The sequence below is a fragment of the Acutalibacter intestini genome (genome assembly GCF_034334985.1).
Taxonomy (GTDB): Bacteria; Bacillota; Clostridia; order Oscillospirales; family Acutalibacteraceae; genus Acutalibacter; species Acutalibacter intestini.
The window spans coordinates 1-15,868 of sequence record NZ_JAWXXL010000031.1 but is presented as its reverse complement, the minus strand read 5'-3'; the positions used below and the strand labels follow the sequence as shown (position 1 = coordinate 15,868).

Sequence of the window (15,868 nt, the reverse complement as noted above, 5' to 3'; positions counted from 1 at the left end):
GGCCAATGTGACCGCTGAATACATCCAAAAGGGCGAGGCCCTGGACTACAGGAACGCCACAGACACCGCTATCCCCTGTGACACGGTAGTGTCCGTGGGCGGCAGGATAGGCATTACAGGCGGCGAGACCAAGCCCGGCGAGCTGGGCTCCCTGCACATGGTGGGTGTGTTCAAGCTGCCTAAGACCGGCACGGACGCTATCGCAATGGGCACGGCAGTCCACTTTGACGGAGCAGGCATCACTGCCACAGCGGCGGAGGGTACGACCACCCCGGCGGGCTATGCCGCGGCCCCCAGCGAGGCCAGCGATAAGTTTGTGCTGGTGAAGCTGCCGGGATGAGGGAGCTGAGTTTTAAGGACACCCTCAAGAATGACGTCAAGGCGGTGTTCCTGAACCTGGCTGAGTTTGGGGAGCCCCATGTGGTCAATGGCCGCAAGATGCTGGCGGTCCTGGACGATATGGAGCACATCGAGCGGGAGAAGCGCATGAAGTCCAATATGGACGGTGTGTATGCGCACCAGCTCCTGCTCTATGTAGCCGCTGAGGATTTCGGCGAATTCCCGCCCCAGGGCGTTCTGATCAAGCTGGACGGGAAACAGTATCAGGTGGCGGACGCCACAAATGAATGCGGCGTCTACGCCATCACACTGGAGGCGAACAGAAGCCGATGATAGATATAGATGTAACAGTATCCGGCGTTGAGGATGTAGAACACCGGCTGGGAAAAATGAAAGACCAGGCCCCGAAGGTGCTGCGCAGCGCCATCAATAGCACGGCGGTGGAGGCCCGGAAGCTGCTGGCCCAGGAGGCCCAGAGCCGGTACACGGTGAAAAACCCCGGCTTTAACTCCGCGGCCAAGATACGCCGGGCCACAGTGAGCAATCTGGTGGCCACCATCCAGGCGGGCGGCAAGCGGCTGGACATCCCCCGGTTCCATGTCACCCGGCCCAGGAGCCACAAGAAAGGCGCTCCCGGCGCAAAGGCTGAGGTAGTGGTCGGCGGCGGGCTAAAGGAGATCCGCGGCTCAAGCGGCATCAAGGCGTTCTCCTCCACTGTTCCGTCCGGGAAAAGCCGCACCAAGCAGATCCTCCAGCGGCAGGGCGCGGCCCGGTACCCGGTGCAGGTGCTGCACTCGGTGTCGGTGCCCAAAATGCTGGAGATGGTGTATGAGGGCAGGGGCGCAGCTAAGCGGGCCCTGAAGCCTGAGATCCAGAAAATCTACAGCCAGAAGGTGAATCAGAAAATCAGGGAGCTGATGGGTAAATGACAGTCCGCGCATTGCGAAAGGCTGTGGCCGCCGACCTGGAGGCCTTGTTCAGGAATGACTTTTTCAAGACCCCGGAAACGGCCCCGGAGGAAGAATGGCCCGAATGGCTGAAGGAGCTGCCCCAGCCTGTGCCCGACTGGCACCTGCACCGTATGGCGGCCCCCAAAGCCTATGAACAGTATCTCCCCCTTAAGACGATGGACAACGGATCCATTGACCCCGAGGCGGAGGATCCCTTCCCTTATATCATCGTCCGGGCGGACAAGGGCGGTGTAGAGGGGCCCACAGCGGCCCACAAGGCCGATGTGATCCTGCTCATTGGGATATTTGACGACGACCCCAAAAACCAGGGCCATGAGGCCGTTCTGGAGATCATCGAGCGCATCCAGATGCACTACCAGGAAACGCCCCTCCTCGCCGGGCAGTTCGTGTGCCAGGATCCCTTTGAGTGGGCGCTTCAGGAGGAAGAAAGCTACCCTTACTATTTCGGGGCCTGCCAGCTGACCTTTGCGATGCAGGCTCCCAGAGCGAAATGGAGTGATTTAGTGTGACCAAAAAGGAAGCCGTAAAGACGGCGGAAAAGGCCGCAAAGAAAACCAAGACCGTGTACATCGGCCCCACCATTACCGGCGTGGCTGCAAGGAACACGGTGTACGACGACCTGCCGGAGGAACTGAATAAGGTGGTAAAGGCCCTGCCGTACATGGCGGGGCTTTGCATTCCTTTTTCCGGGCTTGGCAAGGCCATGACGCAGATCCAGCGGCAGGCGGGCAGCAGCTATACCCTGTTCTGCAAGGCGCAGGAGGACAGCGCCAAGATTCAGAAAATCGTCCAGGAAAGTGAGGGAGAGTAAGCAATGGCGTTTCAGCATGGCGTAAGGGTGCAGGAACAGGCCACAAGCCTGGTGGCCCCTATTCTGGGGACTGCCGGACTGCAGGTGGTGTTCGGTACCGCACCTGTCAATCTGGCGGAGGATCCCTACTCCGTCACCAACACCCCGGTGATCGCCTACTCCTGGGCGGAGGCGGTGAAGAAGCTGGGGTACAGTCAGGAACTGAATGCGCTGGGGCATCACAAGTATACCCTGTGCGAAGCCATGTACGCCAGCTTCAAGCTGGCGGCGGTGGCCCCGGTGATTTTCGTGAACGTCCTGGACCCCAAGACCCATAAGAAGAAAAACGACCCCCAGACCGTCACTGTGGAGGACATGGAGGCGCTGGTACCTCTGACCGGCATCCTGCTGGACACGGTCAAGATCAAGGCCGTATCCGGCGAGGGGGACGCGGCTGCGGAAACCGACCTGGCCCCGGACGTGGACTACATTCTCTCCTTTGACGATGACGGCCAGCTGGCGGTGAGCCTTACCCCGGCAGGGGCGGGCGCCGCTGCGGCCACTCTCAAGGTGGAGTGTACCTCCATCGACCCGGACGCCGTGGATCAGTGGGACATCATCGGGGCAAGCGCCTCCGGTGGTGAAAAGGGCCTGGAGGTGCTCCGGCAGGTGTATCCCCGGTTTGGTATGACTCCCGGCCTGCTGCTGGCCCCCGGCTGGAGCCACATCCCGGACGTAGGCATCGCTCTGGCGGCCAAATGTGTGGAGATCAACGGCTACTTCTCCTGCGAGGGATTCATTGACATCGACAGCACCTCTGAGGGCTGCACCTCTTACGATAAGGTGAAGATGTCCAAAGAAGCGGCAGGGTGTACTTCTATCCATATCATGGCCCTGTGGCCCTGCATTGAGGTGGGCTCCCAGCGGTTCTGGTACTCCGCCATAATGGCCGCTGTGACCGCCCAGCTGGACGCCAGCAACGATGACGTGCCGAACCTTTCCCCGTCCAACAAGCTCATCGGCGCCACCGGGACGGTGCTGGCGGATGGGACCGAGGTCATTCTGGACCAGCTCCAGGGGAACGCGGTGAACAGCTTCGGCGTGACTACGGCCATCAATAACAACGGCTGGAAAACCTGGGGCAACCGTACAGCGGCCTATCCGGCCAACTCCGACCCCAAAGATATGTGGTTCTGCTGCCGCCGGTTCTTCAGCTGGTGGGGCAACAGCTTCATCCTGACCTACGCCCAGAAGGTGGACGACCCCGCCGACCCCCGGCTGATTCAGGCCATTGTGGACACGGAGAATATCCGGGGCGGGGCCTATGTGGCCCAGGGGAAGTGCGCGGCGGCCTATATTGAGTTCAACGCCGAGGAAAACGCGGTGACGGACCTGATCAACGGCAAGCCCACCTTCCACCAGCACCTGGCTCCCTATGTGCCGGCGGAGGACATTCTGAACATTCTGGAATTTGACCCCGACGCTCTCAGCGCGGCTCTGACTGGAGGTTGATAAGATTGAAAAATAAATTTTTCAACTTAATGAGTTTTGCTTTGCGGTTTGAAAAACCGCAATCCCGCTATGCGGGACCGCAAAACTCTGGAAAGGATGAATTGAAATGGCAGTAACAGGAATCCCCGAAGTCATCCACGACTTCAACACCTATAATGCCGGCAAAAAGCAGGTCGGCACCACCGGCGAGGTAGCCCTCCCTGATCTGGAGGCCCTTACGGCTTCTGTATCCGGGGCCGGTATCCTGGGCGAATACGAGGCTGTGGTCGCCGGGCACTTCAGCAGCCTGGAGCAGGAGGTGCCGTTCCGGGTGGTCAACAAAGATTTCTTTGACATGATCGCCCCCACGAAAGCGGTAGACCTTACCCTCCGGGGCGCCATCCAGTACACGGATCAGGCCACGCAGAACACCGATTATATGGGCCTGCGTGTGGTGTTCCGGGGGAAGTGCAAAAAGGTCAAGCCCGGCACGGTCAAGCTGCACGACGTGATGGACGCTTCCGTCACTCTGGAGCTGACCTACATTCTCATTGAGATGGGCGGCGAAAAGAAGCTGGAGCTGGACAAGCTCAACCCAAAGTACGTGGTAAACGGTGAGGATCATCTGGCGAAAGTCCGCGCCCTCACCTGATAAAATTTTTAGGAGGCAACTATCATGGCGAAAGACAACAACATCATCGATGTAACCGAGAACGTAACCGAACTGGCGGCGGCCCCCGAGGCAGAGCCACTCCCCGACACCCTGGTGGAGTTCAAAAAGCCCTACCGTTTCGAGGACAAGGAATACACCGAGGTAGACCTGGAGGGTCTGGACTCCCTCTCCACCAAAGACATGATCGAGGCGGAGAAGCGGCTGGCTCGTACCGGCGTATTCACTCCGCTGCCGGAGATGAACATCAACTATGTGTGCATCATGGCGGCAAAGGCGGCAAAGCTCCCGGTGGAGTTCTTCGAGGGCCTGCCCCCCAGGGAGATGGAGAAGGTCAAGAACAAAGTGACAAATTTTTTCTACGGCGAGGAATAAGGCCGGGAGATGGAGGGGAGCTGCGCAAATTATATGTGTAGCTCTCTTTTTCTATGCGCTGTGACTTATTCCAGCTGATGAACATGGACTACCTGGAACTTCTTCGGGTGGCCAAAGAACTGGCGGACTACGTGAAAGACTTAAAGGCCAACAAGGGCAGGTGAGAAAGAGCGGGTTCGCTGACGCTCACCAGCTCTCCAAGTTTTGTTTTGCGGCGCGCAACGCCGCAATTTCACTGGCGTGAAACCACAAAACTTTTAGGTTGGTGGTGACAAGGAGGTGAGAGTATGGCAGGGCCGTCCCAAGTAACAATAAAGATCGCGGCCAAGCTGGAAAAGGACTTTGGCTCTGCCATCTCCGCAGCACAGAAAGCGGTATCCGGCCTGAAGGGGCTGGGGGGCAAGATGATGGAAAGCCTGGGCATCTCTGCCTTTGACAGTGAGGGGAAGTTTATCGGCCTGGAGGCGACCCTCCAGAAAGTAAACCAGGCCACCGCTGGGCTGTCGGAGGAACAGCGCAACGCGGCGCTTGCGGCCATAGGCGGCAAGCAGCATATTGACGCGCTGAACGACCTGATGTCCGGCCTGAACACCACTACGGCGGACGGCGTGACGGAATGGGAGGCCCTGAGCGAACAGCTGTATAACGCGGACGGCGCGCTGGAGGCCATGAGGGACACCAAGCTGGACAACCTCAACGGCGACCTGGCTACCCTGCAATCGGCCCTGGAGGATACCGGGATAAGGGTATACCAGAACCTACAGGAACCCTTCCGAGGGGCGGCGCAGTTTGCCACAGACCAGGTATACACCCTCTCTGACGCGCTCACCGATGGCGGCTTTGAGGGCATGGCCTCCGGCAGTTTTTACGCGGAATTCTGGAGCGCGGGGGCGGCGCTGCTTGCGCAGTTCCTACAGGGCATAGCCGGAGAGATACCCAACATCATTGAAATAGGCTCCCAGACCATTCAAAGCCTGGGAGTCGGAATCACAGCCAATCTGCCTGCCATCCTGTCCGCGGGGACGGACATCATTGTCCAGCTCATCGGCGGGATCGGTGTGCTTTTGCCCCAGCTGCTCTCTATGGGCGGTCAAATCTTAGGCCAGCTGGTGCAGGGGATCCTCACCGCCATACCGCAGATAGCGACCGCTGCTTTCACGCTGATGAGCGACTTTGGCTCTCAGCTGCAGGCGAACCTCCCCACGGTCATCCAACAGGGTGTACAGATGGTGGTCGACCTGGTGGCGTCCATCTGCGCCAATGCGGGAATGATCATCGACGGGGCGATGGCCCTCATCAACGGCCTGGTGAGTGGGCTGATGCAGGGACTGCCGGCAATTATCTCGGCGGTGCCCTCCATCATTTCCAGCCTGGCAAACGGCATCATCTCCAATATCCCCACTATCCTGCAGGCAGGCGTTCAGCTGATCGTCACGCTGGCTCAAGGGCTTTTGCAGGCGATCCCCTCCCTGCTGGCGGCTATCCCCCAGATATGCTGGTCCATCATTACGGCCCTCACCTCGGTGAACTGGCTGCAGGTGGGCTGGGATATCTTCATGACCCTGGTAGACGGCGTTCTGAGCATTGACTGGCTCCAGCTGGGCATGGATATCCTTAACGCAATTAAAGATGGCATCCTGTCCGCGGTCGGTGGCCTGTTCGAGTCTGTGGGGAATATCTGGAACAATGTGACCAGCTTCTTCACCGGCAAGGGCAAAGAAACTGGCGACAGCACGGCGGCCGCCATACAGAGCACCACTCCGGCGGTTCAGGAAGCCGCTAGCGGTGTGGTCCGATCCGCTGTGACCGGGATGCAGAACAGCCTGAACACTTCCCTGCCCAGCCTGACCGCTAACGCCAATGCGGCCGGCGCGGCGCTTACCAGCGGGATCAACTCCGGGGTGGCGTCCGGCGCGGGTCAGCTGGACAGCACGGTAGCCAGCATGGGCGCGTCCGCCACGGCCTCCCTGAACGGGTCTATTAGTCAGGGCCTGGCCTCAGTGAATACCTCTGCCGTGGCCTCCGGCACCGCCTACACGGACGGCATGACCGCCGGCCTGCAAAGCGGAATGCCGGGGGTGCAGAGCGCCGCTCAGACAGGCTGTGACGCGGTGGTGCAGCAGACCACCTCCAGCTTCGAGCGGGTGCGGTCCGCTGTGGAAGCCAAGATGAACGCCGCGGCTACGGCAGTCACCAACGCCGTAGGCAAGATGAGGGCGGCCATGAACTTCTCCTGGTCGCTGCCCCACTTGAAAGTACCCCATGTGAATATCAGCGGGGCTTTCAGCCTGCAGCCGCCTACCGCGCCTAACTTCAGTGTGAGTTGGTATAAAGAGGGCGGCATCCTCAGCGGCGCACAGATATTCGGGGCGCAGGGCGGCAGGCTTCTGGGCGGCGGCGAGGCCGGGAAAGAGGCCGTGCTGCCCCTTTCCACCCTCTGGCAGCAGATGCGGGGAATGTTCGCTGAATCTGTCGGCGGTGTGCGTGAGCGCATCAACACTCTGGGGCAGCAGCTGGGCCTTGCTGAAAGCAGCCGGCGGCTTTCCTTTGCCGACCTGCTGGACGGCGTGAAAGGCGGGCCGCAGCCCGCCACAGCGGGAGGGCCTCCCATGCAGATCAACTATTCGCCCCAGTATTATTTCCAGGGCGAGGCCCCCACCAAAGAGGACCTGGAGGGCGCGGAGGAAATGTCCCAGAGCAAGTTCAATGAGATGATGAGCAAGTGGATGAAAGACCATAGCAGGAAAGACTTACATTAGGAGGTGCGGACCGTGAACACCATAACCACCATCATGGGGGATACCTGGGACACCATCGCGCAGAGGGCTTACGGTGGGAGAAGCCAAGACTTGACTGCGTCAAGTCTCGCGCTTCCCCGGCACACTCAGCTGCTGATGGAGGCCAGGGAGAATATCCGGCTTCTGGATTATCAGGTATTCCCCACCGGGATCGTGGTGGCGGTGCCGGAGGCGGACGATTATGACGGGGTGGACGGCCTGCCCGATTGGAGGAAGTAGCCAATGGACCCAAGAAAAGCAACGGTGGCCATCCTGTACAACGGCGTGAAAGCTGAGGTGCAGTTGGCCCCCTATCTCAGCTCCTTCAAGTATACGGACGTGGCCTCCGGCTCCAGCGACAGTATCAGCATCTCCATCAATGACCGGGACCGCAAGTGGATCAACGGCTGGTTCCCTCAAAAGGGGGACCGGCTACAGCCCACCATAGAAACCTGTAATTGGGAGAGGGACGGCCAAAAGAAGAAGTTCCCATGCGGGAAGTTTCTGGTGGACGATTTCAGCTTTAAGGGCGGGCCCATCCGGCTGGACCTGGAGGGCCTTGCCTTACCGGCTGCAAGCGGCTTTAAGGCCACCGAACGCACGGAAACGTATGAGGGCACCACCCTCAAGGAAATCGGCCAGATCGTGGCCGCCAGGGCCAAAGTAGCCCTGCACTATGAAGCCGGGGCCGTGGCCGTTGAGAAAGTGGAGCAGAATAACCAGACTGATTGTGCGTTCTTCGGCTCCCTGGTGGAGAAGTACGGCCTGGCCCTGAAAATCTACAATGACAAGCTGGTGTGTTCGATGAGGGGAAATATGAAGCCAAAGCCCCAAAGTTTATTCTCACCGAAAAGGACTTTGAGCCTGGCTGGTCCTGGAACACAAAGCTAGACAAGACCTACACCGGGGTCAAGTACCAGTACACCAACAGCGAAAAGAACCGCACCTTCACGGTGACCGCCGGGGGCGGTGACCGCATCCTGGAGGTGAACGACGCCGCCGAAAACTTGGGGGAGGCTACGGCCATAGCCCTGGCCGCCTTGAACAAGGCCAACCGGGACGCCACTACCATGAGCATCACCATGATGGCCCGGCCCGGTCTGATCGCCTCCGACTGTGTGGAGATCAAGGGCCTGGGCAGGCTCTCCGGCAAGTTCTATGTGGAGAAGATAGACCACGATATCGGCAGCGGCTACAAGATGGCCCTGGAGCTTCGGCTTGTGCAGCCCAGAGTGACGGCGGCAAAGTCAGCCTCGAGTACAGTTTCATAGGCGGGGTACCATGCAGGCCCAATACTTACGCATTGGAAAGATATCCAGCTTCAACTTCCCCAAAGGCACGGCCCGCGTGACCTATGAGGACAAGGACGGCAGCACTACCGCCGAGTTCCCTTTCCTCTCCTGGCAGTACATGATGCCGGAGGTGGGGGATCAGGTGCTGGTGGCCCACCTGTCCAACGGTACCGGGATGGCCTTTATCCTGGGGCCGGTCTGGCACGATGAGTGGCGCCCGGTAGAGGGCTTCAAGGGCTTGTACCGCAAGGAGTACAACTACAAAAAGCCCGGAGAAGCCTATGAGCGGTACGACGCCAACACCGGGGTGTATAAGCTGCAGGTGGGCCCCTGCATCCTGGAGATGAACCGGGACAGCGGGAATATCAAAATCACCGCTCCGGGCAATGTGACCGTGAACGGCGATGTGATAGCCGACGGCATCAGCCTGGAGAACCACACCCACACTGGTGTACATGGGGAGACAAGCAAACCGCACTGAAGGAGGTGACGCGGTATGGCAATCGGCAGCTGGGGGCCCGGCCTGGTGTTTTCCGTAAGCGATAAGAAGGTGCTCACCTTTAACGACCTGAGCCGTACCGTGGCCTCGGAGTGGGCCACCCACAGCCGGATCGGGCTGAAGGACCAGGTGGAGTATCTCCGGCCGGCGCTGCAGAAACTGACCTTCACGATGGAGCTCAACGCCCTCCTGGGTGTGCGGCCCAGAGCCATGCTGGACAAGCTGGGGGAGTACACGGAACAGGGCCGGGTGTATCCCCTGGTGATCGGCAGCAGGCGTATCGGCAAAAACAAGTGGCGCATCACCAATCTCAGCGAGGCATGGGAAACCGTGCTGAACCGGGGCGAGCTGGTGAGGGCCAAAGTGACCGTGACGATGGAAGAATACCTATAGGGGGCGCATGTATGAGTATCACTCTCTCCGGGATAGAAATATCCTTTGACCGCGCCGGGGGCGATGAGGCCCGGCGGCGGGAGATCGTCCGCAACATTGAGAATATCCTCCTGCCCCCGGTGGGCACGGACCCCCTCTACCGGGACTTCGGCATTGACACCTCCATGCTGGATTACCCTCTGGATACGGCTCAGAGCATGATGGCCGTGGAGGTTATAGACGCCATAGAGAAATGGGAGCCCCGTGTGCGTGTGCGGGATGTGAGTTTTGTCCCCGATCCGTCGGGCAGCTTGGGCGTAAAGGTGGTGATTGGAAGTGGATAACCTCTTAAAATCGGTGTATGACCTGCCGGATATCTCCTTTATCGGGAACGACAGTCTGGATGCCATGATGCAGAGGCTGGTAAGCAACTATGAGAAGCGGTACAAGGAGGTGACCGGCCAGACGGTGAGCCTGGGCGCCGCCGACCCGGTGCGGGTGCAGCTTTACGCTATCGCCCTGGACCTGTACCAGATAGAACAGTTCGTGGACAGGGCCGGGAAGCAGGACCTGCTCAAGTACAGCTACGGCGGCTTTCTGGACAATCTGGCCGGCACCAGGGGAGTCACCCAGCACGGGGCCAGCCCGGCCCGGACCACCCTGCGCTTCACTCTCTCGGCGGAGAAGCCCTACGCCAGCGCCATCCCGGCGGAAACCAGGGTGACCAACGGCAACAATCTGTACTTCAAGACCCTGCGCTATGGAGAGGTGCCCGCGGGGGAAATGTTTGTGGACGTGGAGGCGGAATGCACCGTCAGCGGCGTGGAGGGAAACGGCTTTCTGCCGGGGCAGCTCAATATCCTGGTGGACCCGCTGCCCTATGTGGACAGTGTGGAAAATGTCACTGCCACGGCAGGCGGCACGGACGTGGAGGACGATAAGAGCCTGGCGGAGCGCACGTTCCTGGCGCCCTCCGGCTACAGTACCGCCGGCTCCCAGGACGCCTACACCTTCTGGACCAAGACCTACAACACGGACATCGGCTCCGTGCGGCCCGTAAGCCCCACGCCGGGTGAAGTGGTAGTGTACATCATTATGAGGGATGGAAGTCTGCCGGGCGAGGAAGTGGTGCAGGGCCTGACAGAGTATCTGGCCCAAGAGGAAGTACGGCCCATGACCGACCATGTGACTGTGTCCGCGCCGGATGTCAAGTTCTTTGACCTCAAGCTCACCTACCGCATCGCCCGCTCCAACCAGGCCACGGCGGCTGCCATCCAGGCAGAGGTGCAGAAAGCGGTCCAGGAGTTCATCACCTGGCAGACCACAGAGATAGGCCGGGACGTGAACCCCACGGAGCTGGTGCGGCGGATCCGGGAGGCCGGGGCAAAAAGGGTGGAGCTGGCAAGCCCCATCTTCACCCCGGTAACGGAAACCCAGGTGGCCCAGCTGGGCGAGCTATCCGTGAAGTTATGGCACATTGGGATGAAGTGGCAGTGACTGCGGCCGGGGAGGCCATGCTCAACGACCTGCTGGCCGGGCGGCGGCTGACCGTGCTCAGCGCCTGGGGCGGCTCCGGCGAGACAGACCCGGCGGAGCTGGCCGCGCTCATCGACGTGGCCGGGGAACGCCACCGGCTGGAAATTTTAGACGTGGAAAACGGCCTGGAGGGCAAGACCGTGAAGGTGCAGATCAGCAATTCGGGGGTGGAGACCGGCTTCACCCTGCATCAAATCGGGGTGTTCGCCCAGGTGGACCAGGGCCCGGAGCGACTGCTCTGCGTGTACCAGGACCGGGACCAGCGGGGACGCCCAGGGGGCGTCGAGGTACCCGCTCAGGCAGAGTGCCCGGCGTTTCTGCTGGAATTCTACGGCTTTCTGAAGATTACCGGCGGGGTGCGCTTTGAGGTAGACCTGTCCCAGTCCGGGGCGGTGGTGACGCCCCAGTACCTGACCCAGGTGATGGAAGGCCACGACCAGGGCGGCAGGGCTCACCCGGCCATTTGGGAGGCTCTGGAGCAGGTGCGGGAGACAGCGGACGCCGCCGCCCAGGCCAAGCCCGAGACCGGCAGCGGGCCCCCGGGGGAGGACATGCCCGCCCTGCCGGGGCGGCATTATTTTGATGAGGATGCCGGGGAGGAGTACGTCTGTCTGGGGGAGCGGGACGGCCGCGCCCGCTGGGTGCTGGCGGGGGCAGGAGCCATCTCCGCCCACAATGGGGACCCCGCCGCCCTGGACGCGCGGCTGTCCTTGTTGGAGCTGATGTTTAACACGGACGTCACCGGCAACCCCTTCACCGTGACCTTTGAGAGCCTGACGGGAATGGTGGCCAGCGGTGTGTGGAACCCGGCCCAGCGGCGGCTGGAATTTTAAGGAGGGAGTTTTATGGCGACGAGATTAGGAAATGTGGCCGTGGGCACCGTGGTGAAGATTATGGAATACGGAACTCCGGCAGACTATGTTGTAGCGCAGCAAGGACGGCCTAATAGTAGTATTAATCTTTACGACACTTCATGCACTGGAACTTGGGTAATGAGAGTAGGTATCTATACCACCACGCAATGGAGTAACAACACAAATAGCGAGAACACCCGCGTCGACTACTCCACCAGTACAGTATCAGGGTATCTCAACGGTTCATTCAAGAATGGGATAGATATTCGGGATCATATCAAGACAGTCAAGCTTCCGTATACACGGCTAGGTGTAGATATTAATGGAGGCACAGGCATCCATTATCCCCAAGTGGAGTATATCGACGGCGCAAATGGAATGGAAACACAAGTGTTTTTACTGGCAAAAAGTGAAATGGATGCGAGCTATGCCAATACTTCAAGTCATCCAAACCTTGCCGTGTTCAAGTCTTTTCCCGCCTACAGAACAGGATACTTAAATGGTCAACCGTATACCGAATGGTATCGAACCGTGTCCCAGGGATCGGACAACTGGAATTACGTTGAGTGCAACCTTCAGAGGTATCCAGGTGATACCTCCATTATGTACCAAAACCCCTGTACAAATTCAAAAATTGACGTCCGGCCCGCTTTCATCCTAGACCCAGACGGCCTGGTGAAGATAAGCGGGATCGAACCGCTGACCGCTTGAATGCCATTCAAGCGCTCTCCCAAATCATGTTTTCTATGCCCCCATCGTGCAGGCGTATCATGTGCGCCCCCACCACAGAAAGGATGTTTCCTTGTTTGAAAGCCAATATGTTCTATGGAGAAATTATGCAGACGTGCGCAGGGCAGTTTCGACATCGGGCATACAGTCCAGCCCGCAGAGGAACTGCTCAACACTTAGGTTCAGCTTCAAATGGAGCTGATACCCCCGGCAAACGTCCGCCCGCTCAATGATATGGGCAACAATGATTTTCTTCGCCGGTATCGTCACGTGGTCATAGACCGCTGACCATTCCAAGATATCGTCATACCGCTGCCCCATATTGGCAAGGGCAGAATCGTTGTCGTCCAATTCCTGCTGGGCAAGAATACAAACCTTTCTAAGTTCGCCGCACTTAGTTTCCTGCTCCCCGATTACACTATTCAAAGGCTCCGGGGCAAAGGCGCTTTCGCCGGAAATGGACTTAATAATTTCCCCTTTCAGGCTTTTCAACTCGCTTTCAGCTTTTTCATATTCTTTCATTGCCTTGTCCAGAGCAGCTTTCCTGGCGGCGCGGTCATACTGGAACCGCTCGGCTATGATATCGTCACGGCTCAAGCTGCTTACCTTGGCGAAAATGGTATGGATAATAGAATCGATCATACCGTCCAGCTTTTCCACCGTGTATCCGGTCTGGCCGTCGCAATCGCCGTGGGTGCGGCTTTTTGTCTGGCAGGTGTACCGCATACGCACGGTGTCCGTGCCATCGGCCTTGGGCCTACCTTTTCCGCTGGTGGTGATACACAATCCCGCCCCACAATGCCCGCAAAAGACATTGCCCGAAAGCAGCGACTTTCCTCTGGTATTCAGCGGCTTAGAACGGATTATTTCGGTAGCCCGGGAACGTGCCGCCAGCATATCCTGGACAGTTTGAAAGTCCTTGTCCTCTACGATTTTCAAGCGCTCCTGTGGCTCCGAACGGCTTTTCCCGCTTCGCAGGACGCCAGTATAGAGGATATTCCGCAACATTCCCTGGATAGAAGCCGGGTGCCAGTTTTTTCCGGAGTGGTTCTTGATACCGCGCTCATTGAGATAATTGGCAATTTGCTGTGCCCCATACCCGCCCCTTGCGGCAAGCTGGAACATCGTGCGGACAACTTCAGCCTCCGACTCGCATATAGCTAAGTCGTTGACCTCTTGGCGGCGCTTATTCATGCGCCCAGTTTTCACGAAATTGTACCCATAGGGGCAGCGCCCGCCGGTAAAGCATCCGTCCTCGGTCAGAAGGCCCATGCTGTTAGCAGTACGGATAGAGGTCTTTTCGCTCTCACCGTCTGCCTGCCAAAACCTGATATAGTTTGTCAGCTTGTCCGTATGGTTATCAAAGCGCTGTTCGCCCTCCTAGGTGCTCCAGACGCGGATACCGTTGCGCACGAACCACTCCACCACAAAGGGCGTTTCATCGGAGATATGGCCTATCCGGTCGAACATGAACACCAGCAGAATGTCAAATTTCTTCTGCTTCGCATACTCCTTGATAAGCTGTATCTTGTCCCGGTTTTCGGCGCGAACTTTGTGCCCGGAAACGCTTTCCTCCTGCAACTCACAGACAATCGTCCAGTCCATGGACTCACAGTATTTTCGGCAGCGCTTTCTCTGCATGGGGATATCCGCCTCGTTGTTGTCCGTGTGGTAGAGCTGCTTGTCAGTGGAAACGCGGTAAAGGCACAACACCCTGGTGCCCGGCTCTATATAGGCAGGCATATTCTCCCGCCAGCCGGTATCTTTATCAAAAATGAGGGTTTCTGAAACATGGTTTGGGAAAATGCTTGTGTTTTTCATATACAGTCCATCCTTTTCTAATCCATGAAAAATGACAGACCAGCATATCCCAATATGAAATTGTCAAGGTACAGATGGAGTATTCCTCCTATAATATTATCTCATATTATGAGGATTCTGTCAAATTTCACAAAAGAAAAGAGCACCCTTTGTGGAGTGCTCATATAAGCAAGATGCAGGGAGTTATTCTTGCCCGGCCAGCTTTTCTACTTCTTCCAGATCCAGGCCAATCATGTCGCTGATGTCCTCCAAACTCAGACCGCGGGAAAGCATACGCTTGATGATTTTGGCCTGCTCCTTTGTGCGACCTTTAGACTCGCCTTGCTCAAAGGCTTCCTTGCGCTCGTCCATCATTTTCATTGTCATGGTCATGTATTCCATCTCCCTTCCGCTGTCCTCTTTGATCTCGCTGATTGCCTCGTCTATCTGCCGTAAATAACTTGATTCTGAAATGTCGTACTGCTCGCCCTTATAGCCTGCCCGAATATATCTGAGAAAATCCATCACAGCGGGGTTGCCGTTCTCTGTCTTGAAATCCGCATTGAGAATGAAAGCATGAGAGCCATCTTCATAGGCGATCTCCGGCGCGCCTTTTATGTGGCTCTCTCGTTCATAGACGGCAAGGCCAGCGCCGAAGTAATCCTCTACGCAAATGAAAATCACAAAGCAATCGGACAGTTCCTCATAGTCCGTGTTCATTTCCAGGCTGTGCCGGTCGATGCCGCTGGTGTAGTACCGTATGCGCTTTTCGAGCTTGCGGTGCAGCCGGGCCTGGACTTCCACATCGTACTTGGTGTGGTGTTCATCCTCTAGGTACACGTCCAGCCGGATGCCGTGGGCGTCATAGGTGTCCTTCAAGTCCTTCTGTTTATCAATCGTCACAACCCGCTCTATCTTCTTTTCAAGCAGGGCTTCCAGGAAAGGCTTGATATTCTCCGGCCTGCGCATAACCTCCGAGAACATGAAATCGTCCACAAGGCTTAAATCCTTAAACGGCTTAATAGGTATGGGCACCACTTCCTTTACTCATAGTATACTATCTTTGGGGCCGGTTTGCAAGCTGTATTGCCGAAAATGCGGAAAGGTTTTTATCCATATTTATGGAATACCTGTCAGATGTTCGTTGGTGGGGGAGTGGAAAAAAGAGTCCACCAGGATATCTTTTACCTGTTCGTATAAGTCTATGTTATCGTGCTTCGCACAGGTGGCAACGACTTGGCAGCCACACACACTTAGATATTACTCCCGCTCAAAAAGCTAGGAAAAAGAGAGGAAGAGTGATATAATAGGGATATGGAATATATCGATTTGCGGAAAGTGGGAAAAGAAGGGCTCAAGCAGATACGCAGTCA

General features: G+C 57.8%; 21 protein-coding genes and 1 tRNA gene. 18 read left to right on the top strand and 4 right to left on the bottom strand.

The features are described 5' to 3' along the window. Positions 1–7: 7 nt before the first annotated feature. The 18 genes from U8U68_RS16860 to U8U68_RS22480 all read left to right on the top strand — a co-directional run bounded on the left by U8U68_RS16860 (position 8) and on the right by U8U68_RS22480 (position 12,677). On the top strand, positions 8–340 hold the full coding sequence (locus U8U68_RS16860; RefSeq protein ID WP_322202880.1) for a DUF2190 family protein: 333 nt from the start codon (positions 8–10) through the stop codon (positions 338–340). After that, positions 337–672 carry a hypothetical protein gene (locus U8U68_RS16855; RefSeq protein ID WP_322202878.1) on the top strand — a complete coding sequence of 112 codons (336 nt, stop codon included), beginning with the start codon at positions 337–339 and terminating at the stop codon, positions 670–672. Before U8U68_RS16860 ends, U8U68_RS16855 begins: the two co-directional genes overlap by 4 nt. Continuing rightward, on the top strand, positions 669–1,268 hold the full coding sequence (locus U8U68_RS16850) for a phage tail protein (RefSeq protein WP_322202876.1): 600 nt from the start codon (positions 669–671) through the stop codon (positions 1,266–1,268). The genes U8U68_RS16855 and U8U68_RS16850 overlap by 4 nt, the downstream gene beginning before the upstream one ends. Continuing rightward, entirely contained in the window at positions 1,265–1,819 is a 555-nt protein-coding gene (locus U8U68_RS16845; RefSeq protein ID WP_322202874.1) for a hypothetical protein, read from the top strand. Before U8U68_RS16850 ends, U8U68_RS16845 begins: the two co-directional genes overlap by 4 nt. Then, entirely contained in the window at positions 1,816–2,121 is a 306-nt protein-coding gene (locus tag U8U68_RS16840) for a hypothetical protein (protein ID WP_161474333.1), read from the top strand. The genes U8U68_RS16845 and U8U68_RS16840 overlap by 4 nt, the downstream gene beginning before the upstream one ends. A gap of 3 nt (positions 2,122–2,124) precedes the next feature. Further along, positions 2,125–3,612 (top strand): phage tail sheath family protein, encoded by a 1,488-nt coding sequence (locus U8U68_RS16835; protein ID WP_322202871.1) that lies wholly within the window; start codon positions 2,125–2,127, stop codon positions 3,610–3,612. Between the two features lie 106 nt (positions 3,613–3,718). After that, complete coding sequence (locus U8U68_RS16830) at positions 3,719–4,243, top strand: phage major tail tube protein (RefSeq protein WP_322202869.1); 525 nt, start codon at positions 3,719–3,721, stop codon at positions 4,241–4,243. Between the two features lie 24 nt (positions 4,244–4,267). Then, a complete protein-coding gene (locus U8U68_RS16825) occupies positions 4,268–4,636 on the top strand; it encodes a phage tail assembly protein (protein WP_322202867.1) in 369 nt (122 codons plus the stop codon). A gap of 287 nt (positions 4,637–4,923) precedes the next feature. Then, positions 4,924–7,395 carry a phage tail tape measure protein gene (locus tag U8U68_RS16820; RefSeq protein ID WP_322202865.1) on the top strand — a complete coding sequence of 824 codons (2,472 nt, stop codon included), beginning with the start codon at positions 4,924–4,926 and terminating at the stop codon, positions 7,393–7,395. A 12-nt stretch (positions 7,396–7,407) separates the two neighbouring features. Continuing rightward, positions 7,408–7,653 (top strand): tail protein X, encoded by a 246-nt coding sequence (locus U8U68_RS16815; RefSeq protein ID WP_322202863.1) that lies wholly within the window; start codon positions 7,408–7,410, stop codon positions 7,651–7,653. Between the two features lie 3 nt (positions 7,654–7,656). Continuing rightward, positions 7,657–8,304 (top strand): phage late control D family protein, encoded by a 648-nt coding sequence (locus U8U68_RS16810; RefSeq protein WP_322202861.1) that lies wholly within the window; start codon positions 7,657–7,659, stop codon positions 8,302–8,304. Continuing rightward, positions 8,211–8,684, top strand: coding sequence for an XkdQ/YqbQ family protein (locus U8U68_RS16805; RefSeq protein WP_322202859.1), 474 nt, complete (start codon positions 8,211–8,213; stop codon positions 8,682–8,684). Before U8U68_RS16810 ends, U8U68_RS16805 begins: the two co-directional genes overlap by 94 nt. Before the next feature lie 10 nt (positions 8,685–8,694). Further along, complete coding sequence (locus tag U8U68_RS16800; protein WP_322202857.1) at positions 8,695–9,186, top strand: hypothetical protein; 492 nt, start codon at positions 8,695–8,697, stop codon at positions 9,184–9,186. Positions 9,187–9,201: 15 nt separating this feature from the next. Then, positions 9,202–9,597 (top strand): phage tail protein, encoded by a 396-nt coding sequence (locus U8U68_RS16795; RefSeq protein WP_290462975.1) that lies wholly within the window; start codon positions 9,202–9,204, stop codon positions 9,595–9,597. Between the two features lie 11 nt (positions 9,598–9,608). After that, on the top strand, positions 9,609–9,920 hold the full coding sequence (locus U8U68_RS16790) for a GPW/gp25 family protein (protein ID WP_322202855.1): 312 nt from the start codon (positions 9,609–9,611) through the stop codon (positions 9,918–9,920). Continuing rightward, positions 9,913–11,073 carry a baseplate assembly protein gene (locus U8U68_RS16785; RefSeq protein WP_322202853.1) on the top strand — a complete coding sequence of 387 codons (1,161 nt, stop codon included), beginning with the start codon at positions 9,913–9,915 and terminating at the stop codon, positions 11,071–11,073. The genes U8U68_RS16790 and U8U68_RS16785 overlap by 8 nt, the downstream gene beginning before the upstream one ends. Next, entirely contained in the window at positions 11,046–11,945 is a 900-nt protein-coding gene (locus U8U68_RS16780) for a hypothetical protein (protein WP_322202851.1), read from the top strand. The genes U8U68_RS16785 and U8U68_RS16780 overlap by 28 nt, the downstream gene beginning before the upstream one ends. 12 nt (positions 11,946–11,957) lie before the next feature. Further along, positions 11,958–12,677 (top strand): DUF6273 domain-containing protein, encoded by a 720-nt coding sequence (locus U8U68_RS22480; RefSeq protein WP_367575846.1) that lies wholly within the window; start codon positions 11,958–11,960, stop codon positions 12,675–12,677. Here the strand turns inward: U8U68_RS22480 and U8U68_RS16775 are convergent. The 4 genes from U8U68_RS16775 to U8U68_RS16760 form a co-directional block, all read right to left on the bottom strand. Continuing rightward, a tRNA-Ser gene (locus U8U68_RS16775) sits at positions 12,640–12,711 on the bottom strand. The genes U8U68_RS22480 and U8U68_RS16775 overlap by 38 nt on opposite strands. An 89-nt stretch (positions 12,712–12,800) precedes the next feature. After that, entirely contained in the window at positions 12,801–13,967 is a 1,167-nt protein-coding gene (locus U8U68_RS16770; protein ID WP_322202849.1) for a recombinase family protein, read from the bottom strand. Positions 13,968–14,075: 108 nt separating this feature from the next. Next, positions 14,076–14,516 carry a recombinase family protein gene (locus U8U68_RS16765; protein WP_322202847.1) on the bottom strand — a complete coding sequence of 147 codons (441 nt, stop codon included), beginning with the start codon at positions 14,514–14,516 and terminating at the stop codon, positions 14,076–14,078. Between the two features lie 183 nt (positions 14,517–14,699). Beyond that, positions 14,700–15,491 (bottom strand): Rpn family recombination-promoting nuclease/putative transposase, encoded by a 792-nt coding sequence (locus tag U8U68_RS16760; RefSeq protein WP_322202845.1) that lies wholly within the window; start codon positions 15,489–15,491, stop codon positions 14,700–14,702. Between the last annotated feature and the right edge of the window lie 377 nt (positions 15,492–15,868).

Bases quoted from the DNA above. Each gene is read 5' to 3' on its own strand.
- U8U68_RS16795 (WP_290462975.1), top strand. From the start codon at position 9,202: ATGGCAATCGGCAGCTGGGGGCCCGGCCTGGTGTTTTCCGTAAGCGAT.
- U8U68_RS16845 (WP_322202874.1), top strand. From the start codon at position 1,265: ATGACAGTCCGCGCATTGCGAAAGGCTGTGGCCGCCGACCTGGAGGCC.
- U8U68_RS16790 (WP_322202855.1), top strand. From the start codon at position 9,609: ATGAGTATCACTCTCTCCGGGATAGAAATATCCTTTGACCGCGCCGGG.
- U8U68_RS16850 (WP_322202876.1), top strand. From the start codon at position 669: ATGATAGATATAGATGTAACAGTATCCGGCGTTGAGGATGTAGAACAC.
- U8U68_RS16770 (WP_322202849.1), bottom strand. From the start codon at position 13,967: ATGGGCCTTCTGACCGAGGACGGATGCTTTACCGGCGGGCGCTGCCCC.
- U8U68_RS16825 (WP_322202867.1), top strand. From the start codon at position 4,268: ATGGCGAAAGACAACAACATCATCGATGTAACCGAGAACGTAACCGAA.
- U8U68_RS16800 (WP_322202857.1), top strand. From the start codon at position 8,695: ATGCAGGCCCAATACTTACGCATTGGAAAGATATCCAGCTTCAACTTC.
- U8U68_RS16830 (WP_322202869.1), top strand. From the start codon at position 3,719: ATGGCAGTAACAGGAATCCCCGAAGTCATCCACGACTTCAACACCTAT.
- U8U68_RS16810 (WP_322202861.1), top strand. From the start codon at position 7,657: ATGGACCCAAGAAAAGCAACGGTGGCCATCCTGTACAACGGCGTGAAA.
- U8U68_RS16855 (WP_322202878.1), top strand. From the start codon at position 337: ATGAGGGAGCTGAGTTTTAAGGACACCCTCAAGAATGACGTCAAGGCG.
- U8U68_RS22480 (WP_367575846.1), top strand. From the start codon at position 11,958: ATGGCGACGAGATTAGGAAATGTGGCCGTGGGCACCGTGGTGAAGATT.
- U8U68_RS16765 (WP_322202847.1), bottom strand. From the start codon at position 14,516: ATGAAAAACACAAGCATTTTCCCAAACCATGTTTCAGAAACCCTCATT.
- U8U68_RS16835 (WP_322202871.1), top strand. From the start codon at position 2,125: ATGGCGTTTCAGCATGGCGTAAGGGTGCAGGAACAGGCCACAAGCCTG.
- U8U68_RS16780 (WP_322202851.1), top strand. From the start codon at position 11,046: ATGGCACATTGGGATGAAGTGGCAGTGACTGCGGCCGGGGAGGCCATG.
- U8U68_RS16820 (WP_322202865.1), top strand. From the start codon at position 4,924: ATGGCAGGGCCGTCCCAAGTAACAATAAAGATCGCGGCCAAGCTGGAA.